Source organism: Shewanella ulleungensis (assembly GCF_014648315.1).
GTDB lineage: Bacteria > Pseudomonadota > Gammaproteobacteria > Enterobacterales > Shewanellaceae > Shewanella > Shewanella ulleungensis.
Genome location: NZ_BMQW01000003.1, coordinates 49,352 through 68,681, shown reverse-complemented (window position 1 = coordinate 68,681; position 19,330 = coordinate 49,352). Strand labels below are relative to the sequence as shown.

Annotated in this window: 14 protein-coding genes and 4 tRNA genes; 7 read left to right on the top strand and 11 right to left on the bottom strand. The window is 39.7% G+C overall.

What is annotated here, in order from left to right; translation table 11 throughout:
* Together IEY40_RS07075 and rlmKL are read right to left on the bottom strand one after the other, a co-directional pair.
* A complete protein-coding gene (locus tag IEY40_RS07075) occupies positions 1-234 on the bottom strand; it encodes a glutaredoxin family protein (RefSeq protein ID WP_188954712.1) in 234 nt (77 codons plus the stop codon).
* A complete protein-coding gene (rlmKL, locus tag IEY40_RS07070) occupies positions 224-2,359 on the bottom strand; it encodes a bifunctional 23S rRNA (guanine(2069)-N(7))-methyltransferase RlmK/23S rRNA (guanine(2445)-N(2))-methyltransferase RlmL (protein WP_188954710.1) in 2,136 nt (711 codons plus the stop codon). Before rlmKL ends, IEY40_RS07075 begins: the two co-directional genes overlap by 11 nt.
* 292 nt (positions 2,360-2,651) lie before the next feature.
* On the opposite strand from rlmKL, the gene IEY40_RS07065 reads away from it, so the two are divergent.
* The 4 genes from IEY40_RS07065 (at position 2,652) to IEY40_RS07050 (ending at position 3,411) form a co-directional block, all read left to right on the top strand.
* Positions 2,652-2,727, top strand: a tRNA-Met gene (locus tag IEY40_RS07065).
* Between the two features lie 45 nt (positions 2,728-2,772).
* Positions 2,773-2,848, top strand: a tRNA-Met gene (locus tag IEY40_RS07060).
* A gap of 185 nt (positions 2,849-3,033) precedes the next feature.
* Positions 3,034-3,109 (top strand) — tRNA-Met (locus IEY40_RS07055).
* Between the two features lie 226 nt (positions 3,110-3,335).
* Positions 3,336-3,411 (top strand) — tRNA-Met (locus IEY40_RS07050).
* A 424-nt stretch (positions 3,412-3,835) separates the two neighbouring features.
* Here the strand turns inward: IEY40_RS07050 and IEY40_RS07045 are convergent.
* The 8 genes from IEY40_RS07045 to prmB all read right to left on the bottom strand — a co-directional run bounded on the left by IEY40_RS07045 (position 3,836) and on the right by prmB (position 10,343).
* Positions 3,836-4,525, bottom strand: coding sequence for an alpha/beta fold hydrolase (locus IEY40_RS07045; RefSeq protein WP_188954708.1), 690 nt, complete (start codon positions 4,523-4,525; stop codon positions 3,836-3,838).
* Positions 4,526-4,541: 16 nt separating this feature from the next.
* The gene (locus tag IEY40_RS07040; protein ID WP_188954706.1) at positions 4,542-4,916 is read right to left on the bottom strand and encodes a rhodanese-like domain-containing protein; all 375 of its coding nucleotides are present in this window, start codon (positions 4,914-4,916) and stop codon (positions 4,542-4,544) included.
* Between the two features lie 142 nt (positions 4,917-5,058).
* The gene (locus IEY40_RS07035) at positions 5,059-5,598 is read right to left on the bottom strand and encodes an RNA methyltransferase (protein WP_188954704.1); all 540 of its coding nucleotides are present in this window, start codon (positions 5,596-5,598) and stop codon (positions 5,059-5,061) included.
* Positions 5,599-5,619: 21 nt separating this feature from the next.
* Positions 5,620-5,898 carry a YfcL family protein gene (locus tag IEY40_RS07030; RefSeq protein WP_188954702.1) on the bottom strand — a complete coding sequence of 93 codons (279 nt, stop codon included), beginning with the start codon at positions 5,896-5,898 and terminating at the stop codon, positions 5,620-5,622.
* Between the two features lie 3 nt (positions 5,899-5,901).
* Positions 5,902-7,038: an ATP-NAD kinase family protein gene (locus IEY40_RS07025; RefSeq protein ID WP_188954700.1), complete on the bottom strand. Its 1,137-nt coding sequence runs from the start codon at positions 7,036-7,038 to the stop codon at positions 5,902-5,904.
* A 29-nt stretch (positions 7,039-7,067) separates the two neighbouring features.
* Positions 7,068-8,249, bottom strand: coding sequence for an MFS transporter (locus IEY40_RS07020; protein WP_188954698.1), 1,182 nt, complete (start codon positions 8,247-8,249; stop codon positions 7,068-7,070).
* Positions 8,249-9,343 (bottom strand): chorismate synthase, encoded by a 1,095-nt coding sequence (aroC, locus tag IEY40_RS07015; RefSeq protein ID WP_188954697.1) that lies wholly within the window; start codon positions 9,341-9,343, stop codon positions 8,249-8,251. The genes IEY40_RS07020 and aroC overlap by 1 nt, the downstream gene beginning before the upstream one ends.
* A 55-nt stretch (positions 9,344-9,398) precedes the next feature.
* The gene (gene prmB, locus IEY40_RS07010) at positions 9,399-10,343 is read right to left on the bottom strand and encodes a 50S ribosomal protein L3 N(5)-glutamine methyltransferase (RefSeq protein WP_188954695.1); all 945 of its coding nucleotides are present in this window, start codon (positions 10,341-10,343) and stop codon (positions 9,399-9,401) included.
* A gap of 79 nt (positions 10,344-10,422) precedes the next feature.
* Here prmB and smrB point away from each other — a divergent pair, with 79 nt between their 5' ends.
* Positions 10,423-10,950 carry an endonuclease SmrB gene (smrB, locus tag IEY40_RS07005; protein ID WP_188954693.1) on the top strand — a complete coding sequence of 176 codons (528 nt, stop codon included), beginning with the start codon at positions 10,423-10,425 and terminating at the stop codon, positions 10,948-10,950.
* Positions 10,951-11,096: 146 nt separating this feature from the next.
* Here the strand turns inward: smrB and sixA are convergent, their stop codons facing one another.
* The gene (gene sixA, locus IEY40_RS07000; protein WP_188954691.1) at positions 11,097-11,570 is read right to left on the bottom strand and encodes a phosphohistidine phosphatase SixA; all 474 of its coding nucleotides are present in this window, start codon (positions 11,568-11,570) and stop codon (positions 11,097-11,099) included.
* Between the two features lie 189 nt (positions 11,571-11,759).
* On the opposite strand from sixA, the gene IEY40_RS06995 reads away from it, so the two are divergent.
* The gene (locus tag IEY40_RS06995) at positions 11,760-14,549 is read left to right on the top strand and encodes an insulinase family protein (RefSeq protein ID WP_188954690.1); all 2,790 of its coding nucleotides are present in this window, start codon (positions 11,760-11,762) and stop codon (positions 14,547-14,549) included.
* A 466-nt stretch (positions 14,550-15,015) separates the two neighbouring features.
* Complete coding sequence (locus IEY40_RS06990) at positions 15,016-19,326, top strand: EAL domain-containing protein (protein ID WP_188954688.1); 4,311 nt, start codon at positions 15,016-15,018, stop codon at positions 19,324-19,326.
* Positions 19,327-19,330 lie beyond the last annotated feature (4 nt).

The window sequence follows — 19,330 nt, the reverse complement described above, 5'->3', positions numbered from 1 at the left end:
CTAAACTCCTATAAACTCTTGTAATTGTTCGCCATCAAAAGGCCAAAATAATTCACGCTTACCATGTGTTAACACAGGTATGCTTGTGCCATAACGCTCAGCTAACGAGGCGTCATCACAAATATCAATGTGTTGAAAATCAATGTCTGTTTGCTCAACGAGTGCCAAAGCAATATCACACAGATGGCAGCCATCTGTGTGATATAAAATGTAGGGTAAAGCACTACTTGGCATGTGTGAGTAACCAAACATTATGAATATGTGGGTTGCGCTTATAATCTAACGGTAAACATAAATGGTCGATATTCGTGACGTTAATGCCAGCTTGGCTTAACGCTTCAATATCCATCTTAAATTTACGTTTGTTATTTGAGAAAATAAGCTCACCCGTTGGAGACAGTAGTTTAATTAATCCGCCTAACATCTCGGCGTGATCACGCTGTACATCCCAGCTGTCTTCCATACGTTTTGAATTTGAAAACGTGGGTGGGTCAATAAAAATCAAATCAAATTGCTGATGACTATTGTCTTTTATCCACTGCAAACAATCAGCCTGGATAAAATCGTATTTAGCACCAGACAAACCATTTAGAGCAAAGTTTTCTTTCGCCCAGTTGATATAGGTATTTGACATATCAATGGTGGTGACGGTTTTAGCGCCGCCAATAGCCGCATGCACAGAAGCAGAACCAGTATAAGCAAATAAGTTTAGCACTCGTTTACCTTTAGATTTATCACCAACTAATTTGCGGGTCACTCGGTGGTCTAAAAACAGTCCAGTGTCGAGGTAGCCCGTAAGATTAAGTTTAAATCTGGCCCCATATTCTTCGGTTATAACTTCAACTTTACGTTCATCTAATTTTTGATATTGACTCGCGCCTTTTTGACGTTCGCGAGTTTTTAATGTCACACGATCTGGGTGAATACCTAAAGCACTTGGTAGTGCTAACAAAACATCGCTAATGCGTCGTTTTGTCACAGCTTCAGGAATTGTTGCCGGGGCTGAGTATTCTTGAATAACTACATAATCAACGTATTTATCAATGGCGACATTGTATTCTGGCAAATCTGCATCGTATAAACGATAGCTATCTATACGCTCTTTTTTAGCCCATTTTTCAAGCAGCTTAACATTCTTTTTAATACGATTAACAAATGAAGGCGCTATATCGACAAGCTCGACACCTTCAGGTAGAACAACAGCCTCGCGACGTGTACTGTTAGCATGCAAAGTATAAATGTTAAATGCACATTCTAATGCACCATTGAACATCTTCATTTGCTTATCTGCTTTAAGCTTGAGCGATGACATTAACTCTATGTCACTACACAACATGGCAATTTTCCAACCACCGAACTCTTTTTTCAGCTTGTCACCTAGCTGGTAATAAAGTTGTAGTAGTTCAGTGACATTACCTAAACGCTCACCATATGGCGGGTTGGAAATTAAAAAGCCTTCACTTACTGGTGGTGTGACATCTAATGCGTCAGAAACCGTAAATTCAATAAACTCTGCTACGCCAGCATTTTCGGCATTACGTTTAGCAATTGAAACGAGGTGCGCCTCAATGTCAGATCCATAAAACTTAATTTTACAACGTGTTTTACCTAATGTCGCACGAGCCTGAGCTTCGTCAAAAATGGCTTGCCACATCGTTTTGTTATGACTTTGCCAATTTTCAAAACCGAATTTTTCACGATTTAAACCGGGAGCGATATCAGCCGCCATTAAAGCGGCTTCAATTAATACCGTGCCACTACCGCAAAATGGATCGAGAATCGTGGTTTGATTTGCTTGCCAACCACTACGCACTAACATATTGGCTGCGAGGTTTTCTTTTAATGGGGCTTCGCCGGTTGTTGAACGGTAACCACGTTGATGTAACGATGCACCCGAAAAGTTCATCGAAATAGTGACTTGACCATTACGGAAATGAGCATCGATTTTAAAATCAGGATTAACACGCTCAACATCTGGACGGGGGGTACCATCATCACGAAAACGGTCAACCACCGCATCTTTGATTTTTAGTGCACCAAATTGAGTATTATTAATAAAGCCACCCGTACCGTGGAAATCGATACTAAAGGTTTTTTTATGAGAAAAGTGCGATGGCCAATCGATACAATATGCAGCGTTATAAAGTTGCTCGGCAGATTCACAAGCTCCTTTATAAATAACTAATACTATACGGCTCGCTAAGCGGGTCCATAAGGTGATCCGATATGCCAGTTCAAGCGGTGCAGAAAAGTACACACCGGCAACGCTTTCTTTAACATCGGTAGCACCAAAATCTTTCAATTCCGAGGCTAGGCTATATTCAAAACCCTTAGGGGCTGCAGCAAAAAAATTAAACATGTATTAGTCAGTCATCGTTACACAAAATTCAGTGCAGCATTATACCTGTTCAAACACATATACCCAACGACTTATCGAAAAGGGGCTATAAATTATCCAATTTGCCATATAAATAATCAATCTCATTTGATTACAGCACTACAAGCTTAATTAACCAGCAAACAAAAGGAATTATTTCGATTTTACTTGCAAAGATAAATGGGGATCGCTATAGTTCGCTCCGCTTTGAAGCAGACAGGTTTACACACCAACTGGCGTGTAACCTAGATTCAACGAAGCAGCGTTTATCGGACGCGGGATGGAGCAGTTGGTAGCTCGTCGGGCTCATAACCCGAAGGTCGTAGGTTCAAGTCCTGCTCCCGCAACCATTTCTTTAGTCAATAGAATCAAAATAATCGACAGCGTTTATCGGACGCGGGATGGAGCAGTTGGTAGCTCGTCGGGCTCATAACCCGAAGGTCGTAGGTTCAAGTCCTGCTCCCGCAACCATTTCTTTAGTCAATAGAATCAAAATAATCGACAGCGTTTATCGGACGCGGAATAGAACAATTGATAGCTCGTAGTGCTCAGCTTTTTATCAACAAGAGTCGAAGGTCGTAGCTTTTTATCAAGTCCTGCTCCCGCAACCATTTCTTTAGTCAATAGAATCAAAATAATCGACAGCGTTTATCGGACGCGGGATGGAGCAGTTGGTAGCTCGTCGGGCTCATAACCCGAAGGTCGTAGGTTCAAGTCCTGCTCCCGCAACCATTTCTTTAATCAATAGAATTAAAATAATTGATAGCGTTTATCGGACGCGGAATAGAACAATTGATAGCTCGTCGTGCTCAGCTTTTTATCAACAAGAGTCGAAGGTCGTAGCTTTTTATCAAGTCCTGCTCCCGCAACCATTTCTTGTTTAACAAGAATAAAGATAAACGGATTGAGAATAGATTCTTCGTCAATAGAATTAAAATAATTGATAGCGTTTATCGGACGCGGGATGGAGCAGTTGGTAGCTCGTCGGGCTCATAACCCGAAGGTCGTAGGTTCAAGTCCTGCTCCCGCAACCATTTCTTTAGTCAATAGAATTAAAATGTTGATAGCGTTTATCAGACGCGTAATAGAACAATTGATAGCTCGTCGTGCTCAGTTTTTTATCAACAGCTCTTTTTTATAAGCCAAAGCTGAAGGTCGTCGCTTTTCTTTTTTATCAAGTCCTGCTCCCGCAACCATTTTGAAACCTTAAGCCCAAAATCTCAACGCACTCTCCAAATAAATCATAAAAAATCCATTATTATCAGACTAATACCAAAGCAGTTGGTAGCGCGTCGTGCTGAGATTTTTATAAACAGCTCTTTTTTATAAGCCAAAGCTGAAGGTCGTCGCTTTTCTTTTTTATCAAGTCCTGCTCCCGCAACCATTACCTACGATCAAAAATCAGCTACACGCATACAATCCAGCTAAATGAATAAGCTAAACTGATGTCAGATCATGCTACTCGAGTGTCTTAAGAAACGTTTCGATACAGTGATTTACCTTATCGGGTTGTTCAGCAAATACCATGTGAGTACCCTTCTCAATGATGACGATTTGCGCTTTAGAGATATGTTGTTGTAAAAATGTGGCGTATTTTATCGGTGTCATTTGATCTTCATCACCCACAATAATTAACGTCGGCACATCAATTTGCGGCAGTTGCTCGATAACATCAAACTTATTGCAAAGAGTGAAATCATTAAGCATGACGCTAACACCATTATTGATAATTGAAGTGTTGATTTGTGATTGTAAGGGCTCGGCAATATTTTGATTTGTAGCCAATAAATAGTCTGGGAATGGTTGTTTTGAATCGACGATTGTTGTGAGTGATGCTAAAAGTTGAGGCATCACTTTTAGCCTAGCCCCTGCACCAATAAGCACTAACGCCTTTAAGTTTTCCTGTGCAATGATAGCGAGTTGCATTGCTACAGCGCTGCCTAGAGAATGTCCAACTAACACCACATCGACCAACTGATGCCGCGCAATGTAGTCTGCCAGCCATAGTGCGAGTTCATCCACATTGTTCAGTGTTTGTCCATCTGGGTGGCCGGGGTAATCAACAGCAATACTATGTTCAAAAAACTGTTGTTGGTACTGCCAAACAACATGCGTACAGCCTGATCCATGTAAAAAAAGTAGCGTCATGTTAGTGAACCTTTTTCTATTTTTCTTGCGTTGATATTGTCGGCAGTTTCGCTTTCCACCAGCTCAGCATTCCTCCTTTGAGTTGGTAGACATTATTAAACCCAAACAGCTTAAGTTTCCTCACTGCCGGAATGCTTCGATGAGCTGATAGACAAATAACAATGGTGAGTTGGTCAGTGTTCAGCTGCAATTGGTCAACTGACCCTCTAGAAAAATGAGTAATGGGTAGGTTACAAGCGCCTTTGATGTGTGACTTACCCCACTCCAGTGACGTGCGCACATCAACGATTTGAATGTTGTTATTTTCAAGGTGTTGAAAAACGGCTGTAGTATCCATTTCTGGTACATGACCAAACGGTAACCACTGAGATAATCGACTGATGAGTGACATAGGTAGTTCCCAAAATAACAAAGTGTTAGCTTAAACTATATTATGTTCAAACTTTTATTCAATCTATTAAGGCTTTAGTCGGGATAAAAAAATGCCGGATGATTTCTCACCCGGCATTTCCTGTAAATATGATTAACACGGTTCACTTAAGCCAGTGTTTAACTTTAGTCCGGTTATTATTATCACGACTTTGCTTAATTAACTCATCATCTGCTTTGACTTGAGTCATCTTAGCAAGGCGGTCATAAAGCAACACATTCACTGATGCAGCAAGATTCATACAACCTACGGTTGGCACATAAACAACGTCGGTTGCGGCATCAATCAATTGTTGCGGAATCGTGCCATCTTCGGGGCCAAAGATATAAAATGCATTGTCGGGATGAGTAAATAACGGCAACGGTGTCGCGCCTACCACCAAGTCAACGCATACGATTGTTGCGCCTTGAGGTACGCTTTCAAGTAATGACTCAACACCTACTAACGGAATACGTTTAGCTGCATCTTTAGTGTCAATATCATATTGCGCATCACCAGACTTAGCCGCTAACTCATAGCGCTTACCTGTATAACAGACGCGATCAACACGATAGCAGCCTGCAGCGCGCATAATCCCGCCAACGTTTACAGGTGTTTTGGGGTTGACTAAACCAATAGTCACTTGTGAGAACGAATTGACCATAAAGCCGATTTTTATTCCTGTTTATGCTGCTTGAGCAACAATTCGAAGACGTAATTGTTGCCAGGCGGCTTCAACTAGAGCGTAGTCGTCTGCATTTAATTCTTTATCCGCTAACGCTAAACAGGTTAATATTTTTTGATCGAGTGCCGCTAAATCTTGCTCAGATTCGACTTCTAATTCAGCTAACACAACAGCAATATGACCTTGTAAGTAACCACAAGCAAATAATGCATCATCGTCACTGTTATTTACGCTTTCTTCAATCCAAGACTCTAATGCTGCATCGTACTGTTCTAACATGGTTTAGTTCTCCACCAAATCTGGGTTGGCTACTTGATACATCACGTAATCATGGTAGCCAGTGACTATTTTGTAATAGCCAGTGAGTGCTTTGTCTAATTCAGGGTCGCCACTATCCACAATTAATGGTCTACCTTCAAGTGCTTTAAGCTTAGTTTTTGTAGCTAAGATTAAAATATTGTCTTTTGGGATGCGTTTTATCAACTCTGGTGACAATTGCTGGTTACCGCGGCCCAATATGTGCCCTTGCCCACCAATAAGAGTAATTACCAACTTAACTTTGTCGGCTGGTGTATCTTTGGTCAATTCGATTAATTGATTGGCGCTGACATCTTGAGCGATTAGCATTTTATCTTGAATAACATCAACACCGAGTAAGGTATTGTCTATACATAAATCTTCCATCACAGCAGCTACGGTGCTGCCCGAACCTATAATGAATAACTCATCGTCCATTGATTCAATAATATCAGCTGCAATATCAGCTAACACTAACTCGTCCACTTCTTTACCGCCCATTTTCACCGCTTGAATATAACGCGGCTCTGCTGGTACGGTCATTTCACCAAATCGTTTTGCTCTTACTGTGCCTTGCCTAAATGCAACTTCATCAATGTCCATCACATCGGCCACCATTAAGCTAACGAGTTCACCTTGTAATAACATACTCAGCACCAAGCCTGAAGCATGTGGCGTAATGCCGTAAACGCCAGAGTGAATTTTAACACCAGCAGGCACACCTAATACGGGTAACTTATCTTCAACTACGGCATAAATATCACGCGCAGTGCCATCACCGCCAGCAAACAGTAGTAAATCTAATTGCTGTTCGAGTAAGCAAGTCACAGCTTGTTGGGTATCTTGCGAGGAAGTGGTAGTTTCACAGCGATAAACTTCAGTGGTAGTAAAACCCATTTGGCAGCATAAGTTCGCGCCCATGCCTCCCGATGCAGTAATGATGTCTATATTATCAGCAAAAGGTAATATCACCGTTAAGGCCTGCTGCATACGCATTTGAGCTTTAGGTATTGCGCCTTTAGCGATAGCTTCTAAAGCCACACCATCAGAGCCTTTTAACCCGACACTGCCACCTAATCCAGCCAATGGATTAATGATTACCCCTAAGCGAAAACGTTTCACGATAACTCCTTGCGACCCACTTTTAGATATTAATTCTGTGCTGCGCTAACTGAATCTTCACCATTGATATTGGGGATCATCAATACCGCAATCATAGATAAAAACGCACAGCTAGCGGCAAAGACCCAAACCCACATTGTTTGACTGCCATCGCCCCAAATCATGCCGCTTATCCATGTCCCTAACGCACCACCTACACCAAAACTCACGCTGGCGTATAACGCCTGCCCAGTGCTGCGATGGCTAACATTAAAATGACGATGAATAAAATGAATAGACGCGGCATGCACTAAACCAAAAGTAAATGCATGCAGAAGTTGGCTTATGACCAACAATGAAACTGAGTCGACACCAAAAGCTAATAAAAGCCAGCGAACAGCTGTCAGTAACATACTCACTACGAGCAATGCTCGGATACCATATTGGCGAATTAACCGTGATGAATAAAAGAAAATAACAATTTCAGCAAGAACGCCTAATGCTACCAACATACCCGCTATTGTTTCTGAATAACCAAACTGCTTTAAGTACAGTACGAAGAAACCATAAAAAGGCCCAACACTCATCTGCAGCAACATCGCCGATAACATAAACCAAATAAGTGATGCATCGAATGTTAATTTAGGCCTGTCTGCACGATTAACAACCACACTGCGATTAGCCGGTAACGGTAATGAACAGGCAAACAACCCAAGAAATAATATCATGCCCATATATGGCAGCACTTCAGGGCCCCAATAATCAATGGCTAAACCACCACTTATCACTAACACAATATAGCCGACACTGCCCCAGCTACGAATTGCGCCATAACGCTCAGCTTTGTCACCTAAGGTTTCTAAGGTAATCACTTCTAACTGCGCCAGAATTGAGTTCCAAAAAAAGGTGTAAATGGCCAAGCTAATGGCAAGGTATAAAAAGCTACCATCAAAGAAAAAGCTGATGTACGTCATTGCGGCAGCGAAGGATCCGAGTTTAATTAACTCAGCACGCATACCCGTTCGGTCAGCCACTGCCGCCCAAATATTGGGTGCCACAATGCGCGTAGCCATTAAAATAGCCAACAAAAAACCAATCTCTTGCGCATTGAAACCTCGACTGTCAAAAAAGACCCCTAGGTAGGGAACCATGATGCCGAGAATAGAAAAGAAAAAGAAATAGCAGGCACCGAGCCAGCGTAAATCTGGTTCGGCGCGTTGACTTAAAGACATTAACGCATTCCAATCACAGGAGTTTGACGAACCACATCTTGGTTTTGCGCGCGGTGTCTTAATAAATGATCCATTAATACAATCGCTAACATGGCTTCAGCAATAGGCACTGCACGGATACCCACACACGGGTCGTGTCGGCCTTTAGTGATCATATCAACCGTATTCCCCTGCACAGTCATACTTTGACCCGGTACACTGATGCTTGATGTTGGCTTTAACGCAATATGAGCCACAACAGGTTGCCCAGATGAAATGCCGCCTAACACGCCACCGGCATGATTAGAAGCAAACCCCTCTGGTGACATTAAGTCGCGACCTTCAGAGCCCTTTTGGGTAACCACGCCAAAACCATCACCGATTTCAACGCCTTTAACGGCATTAATGCCCATAAGCGCATGGGCAATATCAGCATCGAGTCGGTCAAATACTGGCTCACCTAAACCAACAGGTACACCTGTGGCTGCTACCGTAATTTTGGCGCCAATTGAGTCACCCGATTTACGCAAACCACGCATATACTCATCTAATGCTTCTAACTTACTTGCATCAGGAAAGAAAAACGCATTTTGTTCAATTTGGGTTAAATCGATAGTTTCAGCACAAATTGGACCTAATTGAGCAAGATAACCGTGAATTTCAATACCATGTACTTGCTTTAGGTATTTTTTTGCAACTGCACCCGCAGCAACGCGCATGGCGGTTTCACGCGCGGATGAGCGTCCACCACCGCGATAATCGCGCATGCCATATTTTTGCTGGTAAGTATAATCAGCATGACCAGGGCGGAATGTGTCTTTAATATCAGAATAGTCTTGGCTGCGTTGATCGGTATTCTCAATCAGCAAACCAATAGAGGTACCCGTGGTTTTACCTTCAAAGACACCTGATAGAATTTTTACTTCATCAGCTTCACGCCTTGCTGTGGTGTAACGCGATGTACCTGGACGTCGTCTGTCTAAATCATGTTGCATGTCTTCAACGGTTAATTCGAGTCCCGGAGGACAACCGTCAATAATACAACCCAAGGCGACACCATGGCTTTCACCAAAGGTTGTCACAACAAAGTTTTGACCAATACTGTTTCCTGACATGCGCGTTAACTACCTCTATATTTTATTTAATCGACTGCGTGATGCTTACTCTCTATTATTCAACATCTTTGTATACAGAGAAAAGTGATTCATTTTCAACTAGCTGATCACGGGTCAACACAAATACACCATCACCGCCAAATTCAAAATCAACCCAGGTGAACGGCATATCAGGGAATTGCTCCATTAAATGCACCATTGAATTACCCACTTCGACCACTAATACCCCATTTTCAGTTAAGTAATCAGCAGCATTAGCTAAAATGCGTTTGGTTAAATCTAAACCATCGCGGCCTGATGCTAAACCAATCGCTGGCTCGTGGTGATATTCATCTGGCATATCACCAATATCTTCAGCATCAACATACGGCGGGTTTGAAACGATTAAATCGTAATGCGGTCCTTTAGGAATTGCCGAGAATAAATCAGACTGGATTGGGAAAACACGCTCCATCACATCAAGTGACTCAATGTTAATTTGTGCAACTTCTAATGCATCTTCACTAATATCAAGCGCATCCACTTCGGCATGTTCAAATGCATGAGCACAAGCAATCGCAATACAAGCACTACCCGTACATAAATCCATAATGCGATGTACAGGCTTGTTGTATAACCAAGGGCTAAAATGGTTATTGATCATTTCTGCAATGGGTGAACGAGGCACTAACACACGCTCATCAACATAAAACTCAAGGCCAGCAAAACGCGCTTTGTTGGTTAAATACGGCACAGGTAAGCGTTCACGTACACGACGAATAATTAACTCAACAATTTTATGCTTTTCACTGCTGGTAAGGTTACTTAAAATAACCTGCTGACCGATTTCTTCAGGTAAGTGTAAAGCATGAAAAACCAATGCAATGGCTTCGTCCCAAGCATTATCAGTACCGTGACCATAATAAATATTGGCATCATTAAAACGGCTAACCGCCCAGCGCAACATATCACCTATGGTACGTAACTCAGTGACCGCTTCATCTACAAAGATCTTATCCAAAACACACTCCTAAAAAATTGTTCTACGGTATTGTAACTGATGTCTATTAAGATGACCTAGAATTCAATACAATACCGCCATGAAAGACGAAAATTACTCAGACTCGTCGCTGTTTAGTCAATTGATAGACGGTATCAAACCGCTTAAGCAAGATACCCACCATTTTAAACAGCCAGTCAAACCCAAACAACAATTCGAATTTAAAGAGCGTCAAATCCACGTTGATAGCTATTTTTCGGATACTTATCAGCCGCTGCTGCCGGTCGAAGGCCCTATGCGCTGGATAAATGACAGTGCAGATAAACTTGAGCTAAAACGCTTAAGACGAGGTGATTATTCACCCGATTTGTTACTAGACTTACACGGCTTAAGGCAGTCTGAAGCTAAACTCGAGTTGGCTGCACTCATTCAAGCGTGTGTTAAACAAAGCAGTATTTGTTGTTGTGTGATGCACGGTTTCGGTACGGGGATTCTGAAGCAACAACTGCCTTTGTGGTTGGCACAGCACCCTAAGGTAAAAGCGTTTCATCAAGCACCTAAAGAATGGGGCGGCGATGCAGCATTACTGGTACTGATAGATATAGGCGAACAACCTCATCGACGCTAACCTTATTTAATGTGATTTATCGATGCTAAATTGAACACAATAGAAGTATGGACAATGAAAATTGTCGCATCATACCTAGCAACAAAGGTAAGTAACAACTTACCTTATTGTGTAGACATTATGTTTAAGACGAATAAATAGATCCATTAAGACACGACTTGATGCGGGGCTGTCATGGCAACAAAACTGCATTGCTCCATATGTTTATCTATTTGAGCAATAGCAGACGTGGCAAATAATGGCGGCTCGATACCAGCAACTAACTCACTGACCATAAAACCTAAGATAGGCATGTGAGCAATTACTAACACTTTGTCTGCTTTGTATTGCTCTGTGTAAGCTAGCACGACATCTACAGCTCTTTTAGCATCACCAGAAGGCGTTACATCATCGAGCACAACGAGCTTGCGGGGATCGGGTAAATGCTTACTGACTTCTTGCCAGGTTTGCTGCGCACGCAAATATGGACTCACAATCACTAAATCAAAGTGGCTAATATTTTTTACTAACCAATTGGCCATGTATCCACTATGAATACGGCCTATTTCAGTTAACTTACGCTCTCTGTCTGACGGTGCGTCAAAACTTGCTTCGCCATGTCGCATCAAAAATAGCTGCATACTTCTCTCTAGATGTTTTTATTATCATTCTGAGTCAATTGTAGCGCTAAATAGCGTAACAACATACCCTACTATCGCCGATATTTAGCTAAACTTTAGTCGATAAAAGCATAAAACTTGCCTCGGCTATTTGCTAAAAACTCATAAGAAGATCAATATATAACAAGTTATGTTTTCTGGAGCCTCCTTTTGCCTGATTATCCAGCAGTTTATAAAAGCCAAAATGATCATCGTCAATATCAATATCGAGTGTTAAGCAATCAGTTACGAGTGCTTTTGGTTGAAGATATGCAATCAAACCAAGCCGCAGCATCAATGGCCGTCAGCGTTGGGCATTTTGACGATCCCGTCGAACGACCAGGGATGGCACACTTTCTTGAACACATGTTGTTTCTAGGTACCGAAAAATACCCGGATTCAGGTGAGTACCATGCTTACATTAATCAGCATGGCGGTAATAACAATGCATGGACAGGCACAGAACAAACAAACTTTTTTTACAGCATTAATGCCGACGCTTTAGAAGGCTCACTAGACCGTTTTAGCCAGTTTTTTATCGCACCTAAATTTGATTTAGAGTTAGTCGACCGGGAAAGACAGGCTATTGAGTCTGAATTTAGCCTAAAGCTCAAAGATGATATTCGCCGTGTTTACCAGGTACAAAAAGAAACGGTTAACCCAAGGCATCCATTTTCAAAGTTTTCAGTAGGTAATTTGGCCACTCTAGCGGGTAAACAAGCAGATATTCGCGAAGAGCTATTAACATTTTACCAGCAGCACTACAGCGCCAACATCATGACGCTTTGCGTTGTTGCTCCGAGGCCAATTGCTGAACTAGAAGTTATTGTTAAGCAATACTTTTCAGGCATCCAAAACAGAAATGTAAGTAAACACTATCCGTTAGAAGCCCTATTGAATAAAGAACAACAACAAAAACACATTCAAATTGTGCCGCTCAAAGATCAAAAACGTGTGAGCATCTGTTTTACACTTCCTGAAATAGATCAATTTTACAAACGTAAACCTCTTACTTTTATCAGCCACCTACTTGGCAATGAAAGTCCTGGCAGTTTGTTGTCGTATTTAAAACTACAGGGACTAGCCAATAATTTATCTGCTGGTGGTGGAGTTAATGGTTATAACTTCAAAGATTATTCAATCAGTATTCAACTCACAGATAAAGGGTTCGCGGATTTAGAAGAAGTGGTCACTTGCGTGTTTGAATATATCGAACTCATCAAACAACATGGTTTAGTTGCATGGCGATACCAAGAACGTGCCAGCTTATTAGACACGGCATTTCGATTTCAAGAGCAAATCAAAACCCTAGATTTAGCCAGTCATCTCAGCATCAACATGCATCATTACGACATCGAAGATATTATTTACGGTGACTATCGAATGGATGAAATGTTGGACCATGAAACCAAACTGCTATTATCGATGATGTCTGCAGATAACATGCGCTTGATGACCGTAGCCAAAGAATCACAAGTAGAAAAACAAGCTGCGTGGTACGACACTCCTTATAAAGTCAGTCCATTAGCTGCTGAACAGCTCGAAAGGTGGGCCTCAGTAACGACAAGGTCGGCGCTTAAGTTGCCTGAAAAAAATCCATTTATTGTCGCTAATCCACAAGCGAGATCCGATAAAAGTAATACCATAGTGCCTAAGATTGTCGCCGAAGGTGAAGGCTATCGGATATGGCACAAAAAGGATGATGAATTTAATGTGCCGAAAGGCCATCTGTATCTATCACTAGACTCAGATCAAGCCAGCTCAACACCCAGACAAGCAGCATTGACACGTCTTTATGTTGAAATGCTCATCGACTATTTAACAGAGCCAACTTATCAAGCTGAAGTTGCAGGACTTAATTACAATATATACCCACATCAAGGTGGAATAACCCTGCACCTCACAGGCTTTACTGGGAATCAAGAAAAGCTGTTAACGCTAATTATCAACAAAGCGCGCGAACGTAATTTTACCGAACAGCGCTTTGACATGATCAAAAAACAAATTTTACGTAGCTGGAATAACGTCGCCCAAGCCAAGCCGATATCACAATTATTTACTAGCCTCACGGTAACACTTCAAAAAAGAAGCTTTGAACCAGCAAGAATGGCAGAAGAATTAGCCGTGCTCAGCTTAGAAGATTTACATAACCATGTCAGTGCATTCTACAAAAAAGTCTATCTTGAAGGATTAGTCTATGGCGATTGGTTAGAACACGAGACACAAAATTTAGGTAAGCGATTACAGCACTTGTTGTCATTAGTTACTAAACCCAGTGCCGAGTCTTCTAGGGAATTAGTTAATTTAGACAAAAGAGGCTCGTTATTACGAGAAAAAAACATTGCCCATCAAGACAGCGCCATCATTGTGTATTATCAATCTAGGGCAGCAACACCAGAACGTATGGCGTTATTTAGTTTACTAAATCACACAATGTCCTCAACATTCTTTCATGAGTTACGCACGAAGCAACAACTCGGCTATATGGTGGGTACTGGTTACTTACCATTAAATCGACACCCTGGGATTATTTTTTATGTGCAATCCCCTACTACTGGCCCCAGACAATTACTTGAAGCCATAGATGAGTTTATCGCAGATTTTAACTATGCCGTGATGCAGATAACCAACGAGCAGTGGGAAAGCACTAAACAAGGTATGATTAGCCAAATAATGGAAAATGACACCAATTTAAAAACCCGCAGTCAGCGTTATTGGGTGAGTCTAGGGAATCGAGATTATCAATTTAACCAACGAGAAGCTGTGGTTGCTGAAGTCATGAAGCTCACCAGAGCCGATTTAATCAAATTTATGGTGGCTCATATGCGCAGTAAAGACTGTGATCGCTTAGTATTATTCAGTTGTGGTGAACAACATCACAGCCAAGCCAGTCTTCGATCTGATAACATGATTGTCGATTTGAAAGCCTTTAAAGAACAGGCCGATAAGTTTCAATTTTAATCGATAAATTTGCACGTAAACGCTCAGTTTAACTAGTCAATAATGGGTACTTAACACTGGGCGAATACATATCATTTAAGTGTGCTTAATATATTAAAGAATAAAACAAGCACTCAATCTCAGTTCAAATCGACAGTCTAAAATTATGAAATTGCTAAGCAGATTACTTTTTAGTCAAACAGGAGGACAGACTGTTATTAACACTCTGTATTACCTGAGCAATGAAACACTTAAATGTAAAGAGTGTAAACGCAACTTACTGAATTGCGTGCCCTATAAAACTTTAGTACGACTTAAGTTATTGATAAAAAAGTAACTCTACACCATCTTATTTAGAATAATTGCTCAATAATCTACCAATCTCGTTTTTTTTGTTAACATGCTTTTGACAAACACGCAGGTTTCTGAAAAAGTAGACAATTATGCTATTTTATTGCGGCATCGACTGAGAACAAAAATAACAATTATGCCTAGAATTTTACTACTTACGTTAATTACGGTCTTGACTATTTTTAGTTCACCTGAGCTTGCAGCAATAGCTGACTCGAAGTTTAATAGTTCAGATTTTGACATTTCCCTTAACTACGATTCATACACTGTTAAAGATGGATTATCCCAAGGAACAGTGACTAGTATAGCTGAAGATAATGAAGGATTTGTCTGGGTTGGAACCTTAAATGGTCTTAATCGATTTGATGGCAATGAATTTAAGCAATATTTTGCAAATGAAAATAATTCAGGCCTACCTAGTTCGTTTATTAGAAATATATTAATAACAGATGCCGGAGACATCTTAATTGGCACAGACAAAGGACTAGTCCGATATAACCCTGAACTAGATAGCTTTATTACACCTAAGTTCGGTGACAGCATAAAAAACGAACCAATTTGGTCATTAAACGAACTAAGTGATAAAATCACAATTGGGTTAAATAACAGGTTTATTATAATTGACAAGAAATCGGACGAAGTAATATTAGATAATTACAACGAAGATATAAAAGAAATAAAAAAAATAACAATTTTAAACGACAACATTTTTATTAGAAACTATGATGGAACGATATTTAAATTCAATAACAAAGAATACAAAGTAGTTAGCGAGAAATCAAGGGATCTAATAAAAGTAAAAGGTGAAATTTTCTCAATACGTGATACTGGAATATATATAGTAAAAAATGAAACATCAATTAAATTCAGCAAACTTGTAATTAAAAGCATATCACAAAACACAGATTATAACGGGCTTTTTACTATACTTATTGACAACAGTCTCTATAAAACAAAAGATTTCATATCACTTAAAGAACTAGGTACAATAAGTGAAGTATCATTAAACTTTAAGAACATGTATATTCAAGCTGATAAAAACAATATATACATTTCAGACCTCGACAAAGGTTTTTTTTCAATAAAAGAAGACAGTAATTATGTAAAAAAAATAAATATTATAGAGAAAAACATTTGGTCAATCTCTAAAAACTCCTCAACAATATTTATTGCTAGTGACAACAGTTATATATCAACGTACTCTTTATCCTTAAAAAATAGAAAAATAATAGATATAAGTCTAACTGAAGGATATAAATTAATTGCATCATCAGATGAGTGGCTATATGTAGGCAGTAACAATGAATTAACATCAATAAACCTAGATAATAATAAAAAAGAAAAACTTACTAATGATCATATAACTCACTTAAAAAATTACGATAAAAATAAATTTATTGCTGGAACATTTGATGGAAAAATATTATTTATTGATAAAAATAAAATAGTAAAAACTATAGAAACAAAAGCAAACTATCCTATCCATGATACTTTAACAGTTGATGGTAAGCTATGGATCGCGTCCCAGAGTGGGATATTAGTTTATGAAAATGGAATTTCAAAAAATGTATTCAACTCTGACTTTTCGATTAATTTAATGCTCGTAGGCGAAAATATATTTTTCGGAGGAAGAACATCTTTATATAAAATAAACATTAAAACTTCGATTATACAAAAAGTATCTGATAACAAAAACCTTATATATTCACTAATAAATAACAATAACATTTTAACATCAAATTCTAGTGGAGAGATAGCAATAACATATGAAGGTAAAACATTATTATTAAAAAATCACAATGGTGTTGAAGATGATTATAATGTCCAATCAAACTTAATGTTAGACAACAACATACTTTTAGGCTCAACGACAGGGTTAAGTATCTTAAACCCTGAAAAAATAATAAGCTCAATTTCACAAAATAGAAAAACAAAAAAAGTAATCTTAAATAGCTTATATTTATTTAATAATATCGTAACACCAAGGGAAGGCATTCTTAAAAAAACTTTGAACAACACTGAAGAAATAACACTCAAACACTCCGACTACCCATTTAAAATTAAATTCAATGTCAATGGCTTAGTTAATAAAAATGTTGAGTTTTATTATTACCTCGAAGACTTAGAGAACAACTGGCTTTCATCAAAAGGAAACAACTCTGCAACCTATACAAATTTGTCTAAAGGGAATTATACATTCAAGGTATACGGGGTAGACCTACTCAACAATCAAAAAACTGAAATAAAAACATTAAAAATTAAAATTACGCCACCATGGTGGTCTTCAAATTTAGCAATTGGTATTTATACGGTTATTTTATTTCTTTTTATATTTCTAATTTTCCGAACCATTCATCGACGCCGTCAAACACAAAAACAAATCGCCTTGAGTGAAGAACGTTTAAAATTATCCTTGTGGGGCAGTGGCGATGAAATGTGGGACTGGGATATTGAAAGCGGTAAAATTTATCGTTCTAACATATGGGGCTCATTAGACTTCCCTCAAGACGGTCGCCGTTCAGGGAATCCAGATGAAGAAAGCAATATCCACCCACTTGATCGAGAGCGTGTAACTAAAGCTTTAAATGATCATTTTAATGCATTAACAGATCATTTCGAAATCGCTTACCGCGTTAAAGCGCGAAACCAGCAATGGGTATGGATTTTAGACCGCGCTAAGATTGTAGAGCGCGACCAAAAAGATCAACCATTACGTATGACTGGCACAATTAAGGATATTAATAATATTAAGCAAGCAGAAGAACAGCTGCGATTATTTGCTCGTGCCATTGAAAATATTTCTGAGGGTATGTTCATCCTTAACGAAAAATACCAGTTTGTTGAAGTCAACGATGCTTGTTGTGAACTAACCGCATCAACTCAAGAAAAATACCTTAATGAAACACTGAGTTTTAATCGTTACCCTGACAGTTATTCGGAACAAATTCGAGCGATTCTAAAACAACAAGGCAGCTGGAGTGGCGAAATAGAAGCGAGCAAAGGCACAGATGATTTTTTCTTGATGGAGCTCACCATTGATGCTATTTACAACGAGCAAGGCGAAACGAGTCATTATGTGGGAGTATTCTCAGACATTACCCGCCGTAAGCAACAAGAAGAAGAACTTAGAAAGCTAACCAACAATGACTTGCTAACAGGGTTGCCTAACCGCTCGAGCTTACAAGTTACTTTAAGTAATCTGGTCAAAAAAGACATTCACCATACTCTTATGGTGCTAGATTTAGATAATTTTAAACGCATTAATGATTCTTTAGGGCATCAAATCGGCGATGATTTATTAATAGGCGTAGCTGAACGCATAAAACTGGCCATTCCCAAGCATGCGAGTCTTTATCGTTTGGGGGGAGATGAATTTGCCCTGCTTGTTGACCAGCATCCAGACATAGGTTCATGTGCCGCTATCGCTTCGCAAGTGATTAATTGTTTAAAGCCTGCTTTTAGCCTGAACAACGAATCACTGGTATTAGGGATCAGTATTGGGATTGTGCTATATCCTGAAGATGAGCAAAACGAGCAAGCCTTGCTGCGTAAAGCCGATATCGCCATGTATCATGCTAAATCAGCTGGTGGCAATCGTTATCAATTCTATTCAGAATCACTAAACCAAAATGCCTTGCGTCAATTGGAAATTGAAAACCTGATAAGAGAAGCCTTAAAAGACGACTTATTTGAGGTGTACTATCAACCTAAAATTGATGTAAAAAAAGATCGCCTCACAGGCATGGAAGCGCTCGTTCGTTTAAATCACCCAACGCTCGGTTTGATTGGTCCCAATGAATTTATTCCATTAGCAGAAGAAAATGGTCTTATTGTAGAAATTGGTGACGTGGTATTACGCAAAGCCTGTTTTGCCGCGCAAAAATGGTTGGAGTCCGGATTATTTACTGGTCGTGTTGCTGTCAATTTATCGTCAAAGCAGTTTGCACTCATAGACTTACAACAACGCATAGAGTCAATTTTACGACTCACAAAACTGCCTGCAAAGCATTTAGAGTTAGAAATTACCGAAGGTACAGTGATCAAGAACCCAGAACAAGCCATAAAAGTGATGCAGCAACTGGCTAAAATGGGCGTTAGTTTGGCACTTGATGATTTTGGTACTGGTTACTCATCATTATCGTATTTAAAACGCTTCCCGATTAATTGTTTAAAAATTGATAAAACGTTTGTTGATGATATCGATAAGTCCGATCGCGACCTTAAAATGGTCGATTCAATTATCACCATTGCTCACAATATGGGCTTAACGGTTGTGGGTGAAGGTGTAGAGCAAACTGCGCAGCTCAACATACTAAAAGCTTTAAATTGTGAAGAAATTCAAGGCTATATTTACAGCAAACCGATTAAAGAAGCAGACTTTGAATTGATGTTAACAGCTGACAAACTCAAGTTTGATACGCTTACCCTCACACAAATGAAAAAATAAATCA

What these genes read in the sequence shown, in the direction of transcription:
- IEY40_RS07040 (WP_188954706.1), bottom strand. Translation starts at nt 4,916, where the DNA reads ATGTCACTCATCAGTCGATTATCTCAGTGGTTACCGTTTGGTCATGTA.
- IEY40_RS07030 (WP_188954702.1), bottom strand. Translation starts at nt 5,898, where the DNA reads ATGTTAGAACAGTACGATGCAGCATTAGAGTCTTGGATTGAAGAAAGC.
- IEY40_RS07075 (WP_188954712.1), bottom strand. Translation starts at nt 234, where the DNA reads ATGCCAAGTAGTGCTTTACCCTACATTTTATATCACACAGATGGCTGC.
- aroC (WP_188954697.1), bottom strand. Translation starts at nt 9,343, where the DNA reads ATGTCAGGAAACAGTATTGGTCAAAACTTTGTTGTGACAACCTTTGGT.
- IEY40_RS07035 (WP_188954704.1), bottom strand. Translation starts at nt 5,598, where the DNA reads ATGGTCAATTCGTTCTCACAAGTGACTATTGGTTTAGTCAACCCCAAA.
- smrB (WP_188954693.1), top strand. Translation starts at nt 10,423, where the DNA reads ATGAAAGACGAAAATTACTCAGACTCGTCGCTGTTTAGTCAATTGATA.
- sixA (WP_188954691.1), bottom strand. Translation starts at nt 11,570, where the DNA reads ATGCAGCTATTTTTGATGCGACATGGCGAAGCAAGTTTTGACGCACCG.
- IEY40_RS07045 (WP_188954708.1), bottom strand. Translation starts at nt 4,525, where the DNA reads ATGACGCTACTTTTTTTACATGGATCAGGCTGTACGCATGTTGTTTGG.
- IEY40_RS06990 (WP_188954688.1), top strand. Translation starts at nt 15,016, where the DNA reads ATGCCTAGAATTTTACTACTTACGTTAATTACGGTCTTGACTATTTTT.
- IEY40_RS07020 (WP_188954698.1), bottom strand. Translation starts at nt 8,249, where the DNA reads ATGTCTTTAAGTCAACGCGCCGAACCAGATTTACGCTGGCTCGGTGCC.
- rlmKL (WP_188954710.1), bottom strand. Translation starts at nt 2,359, where the DNA reads ATGTTTAATTTTTTTGCTGCAGCCCCTAAGGGTTTTGAATATAGCCTA.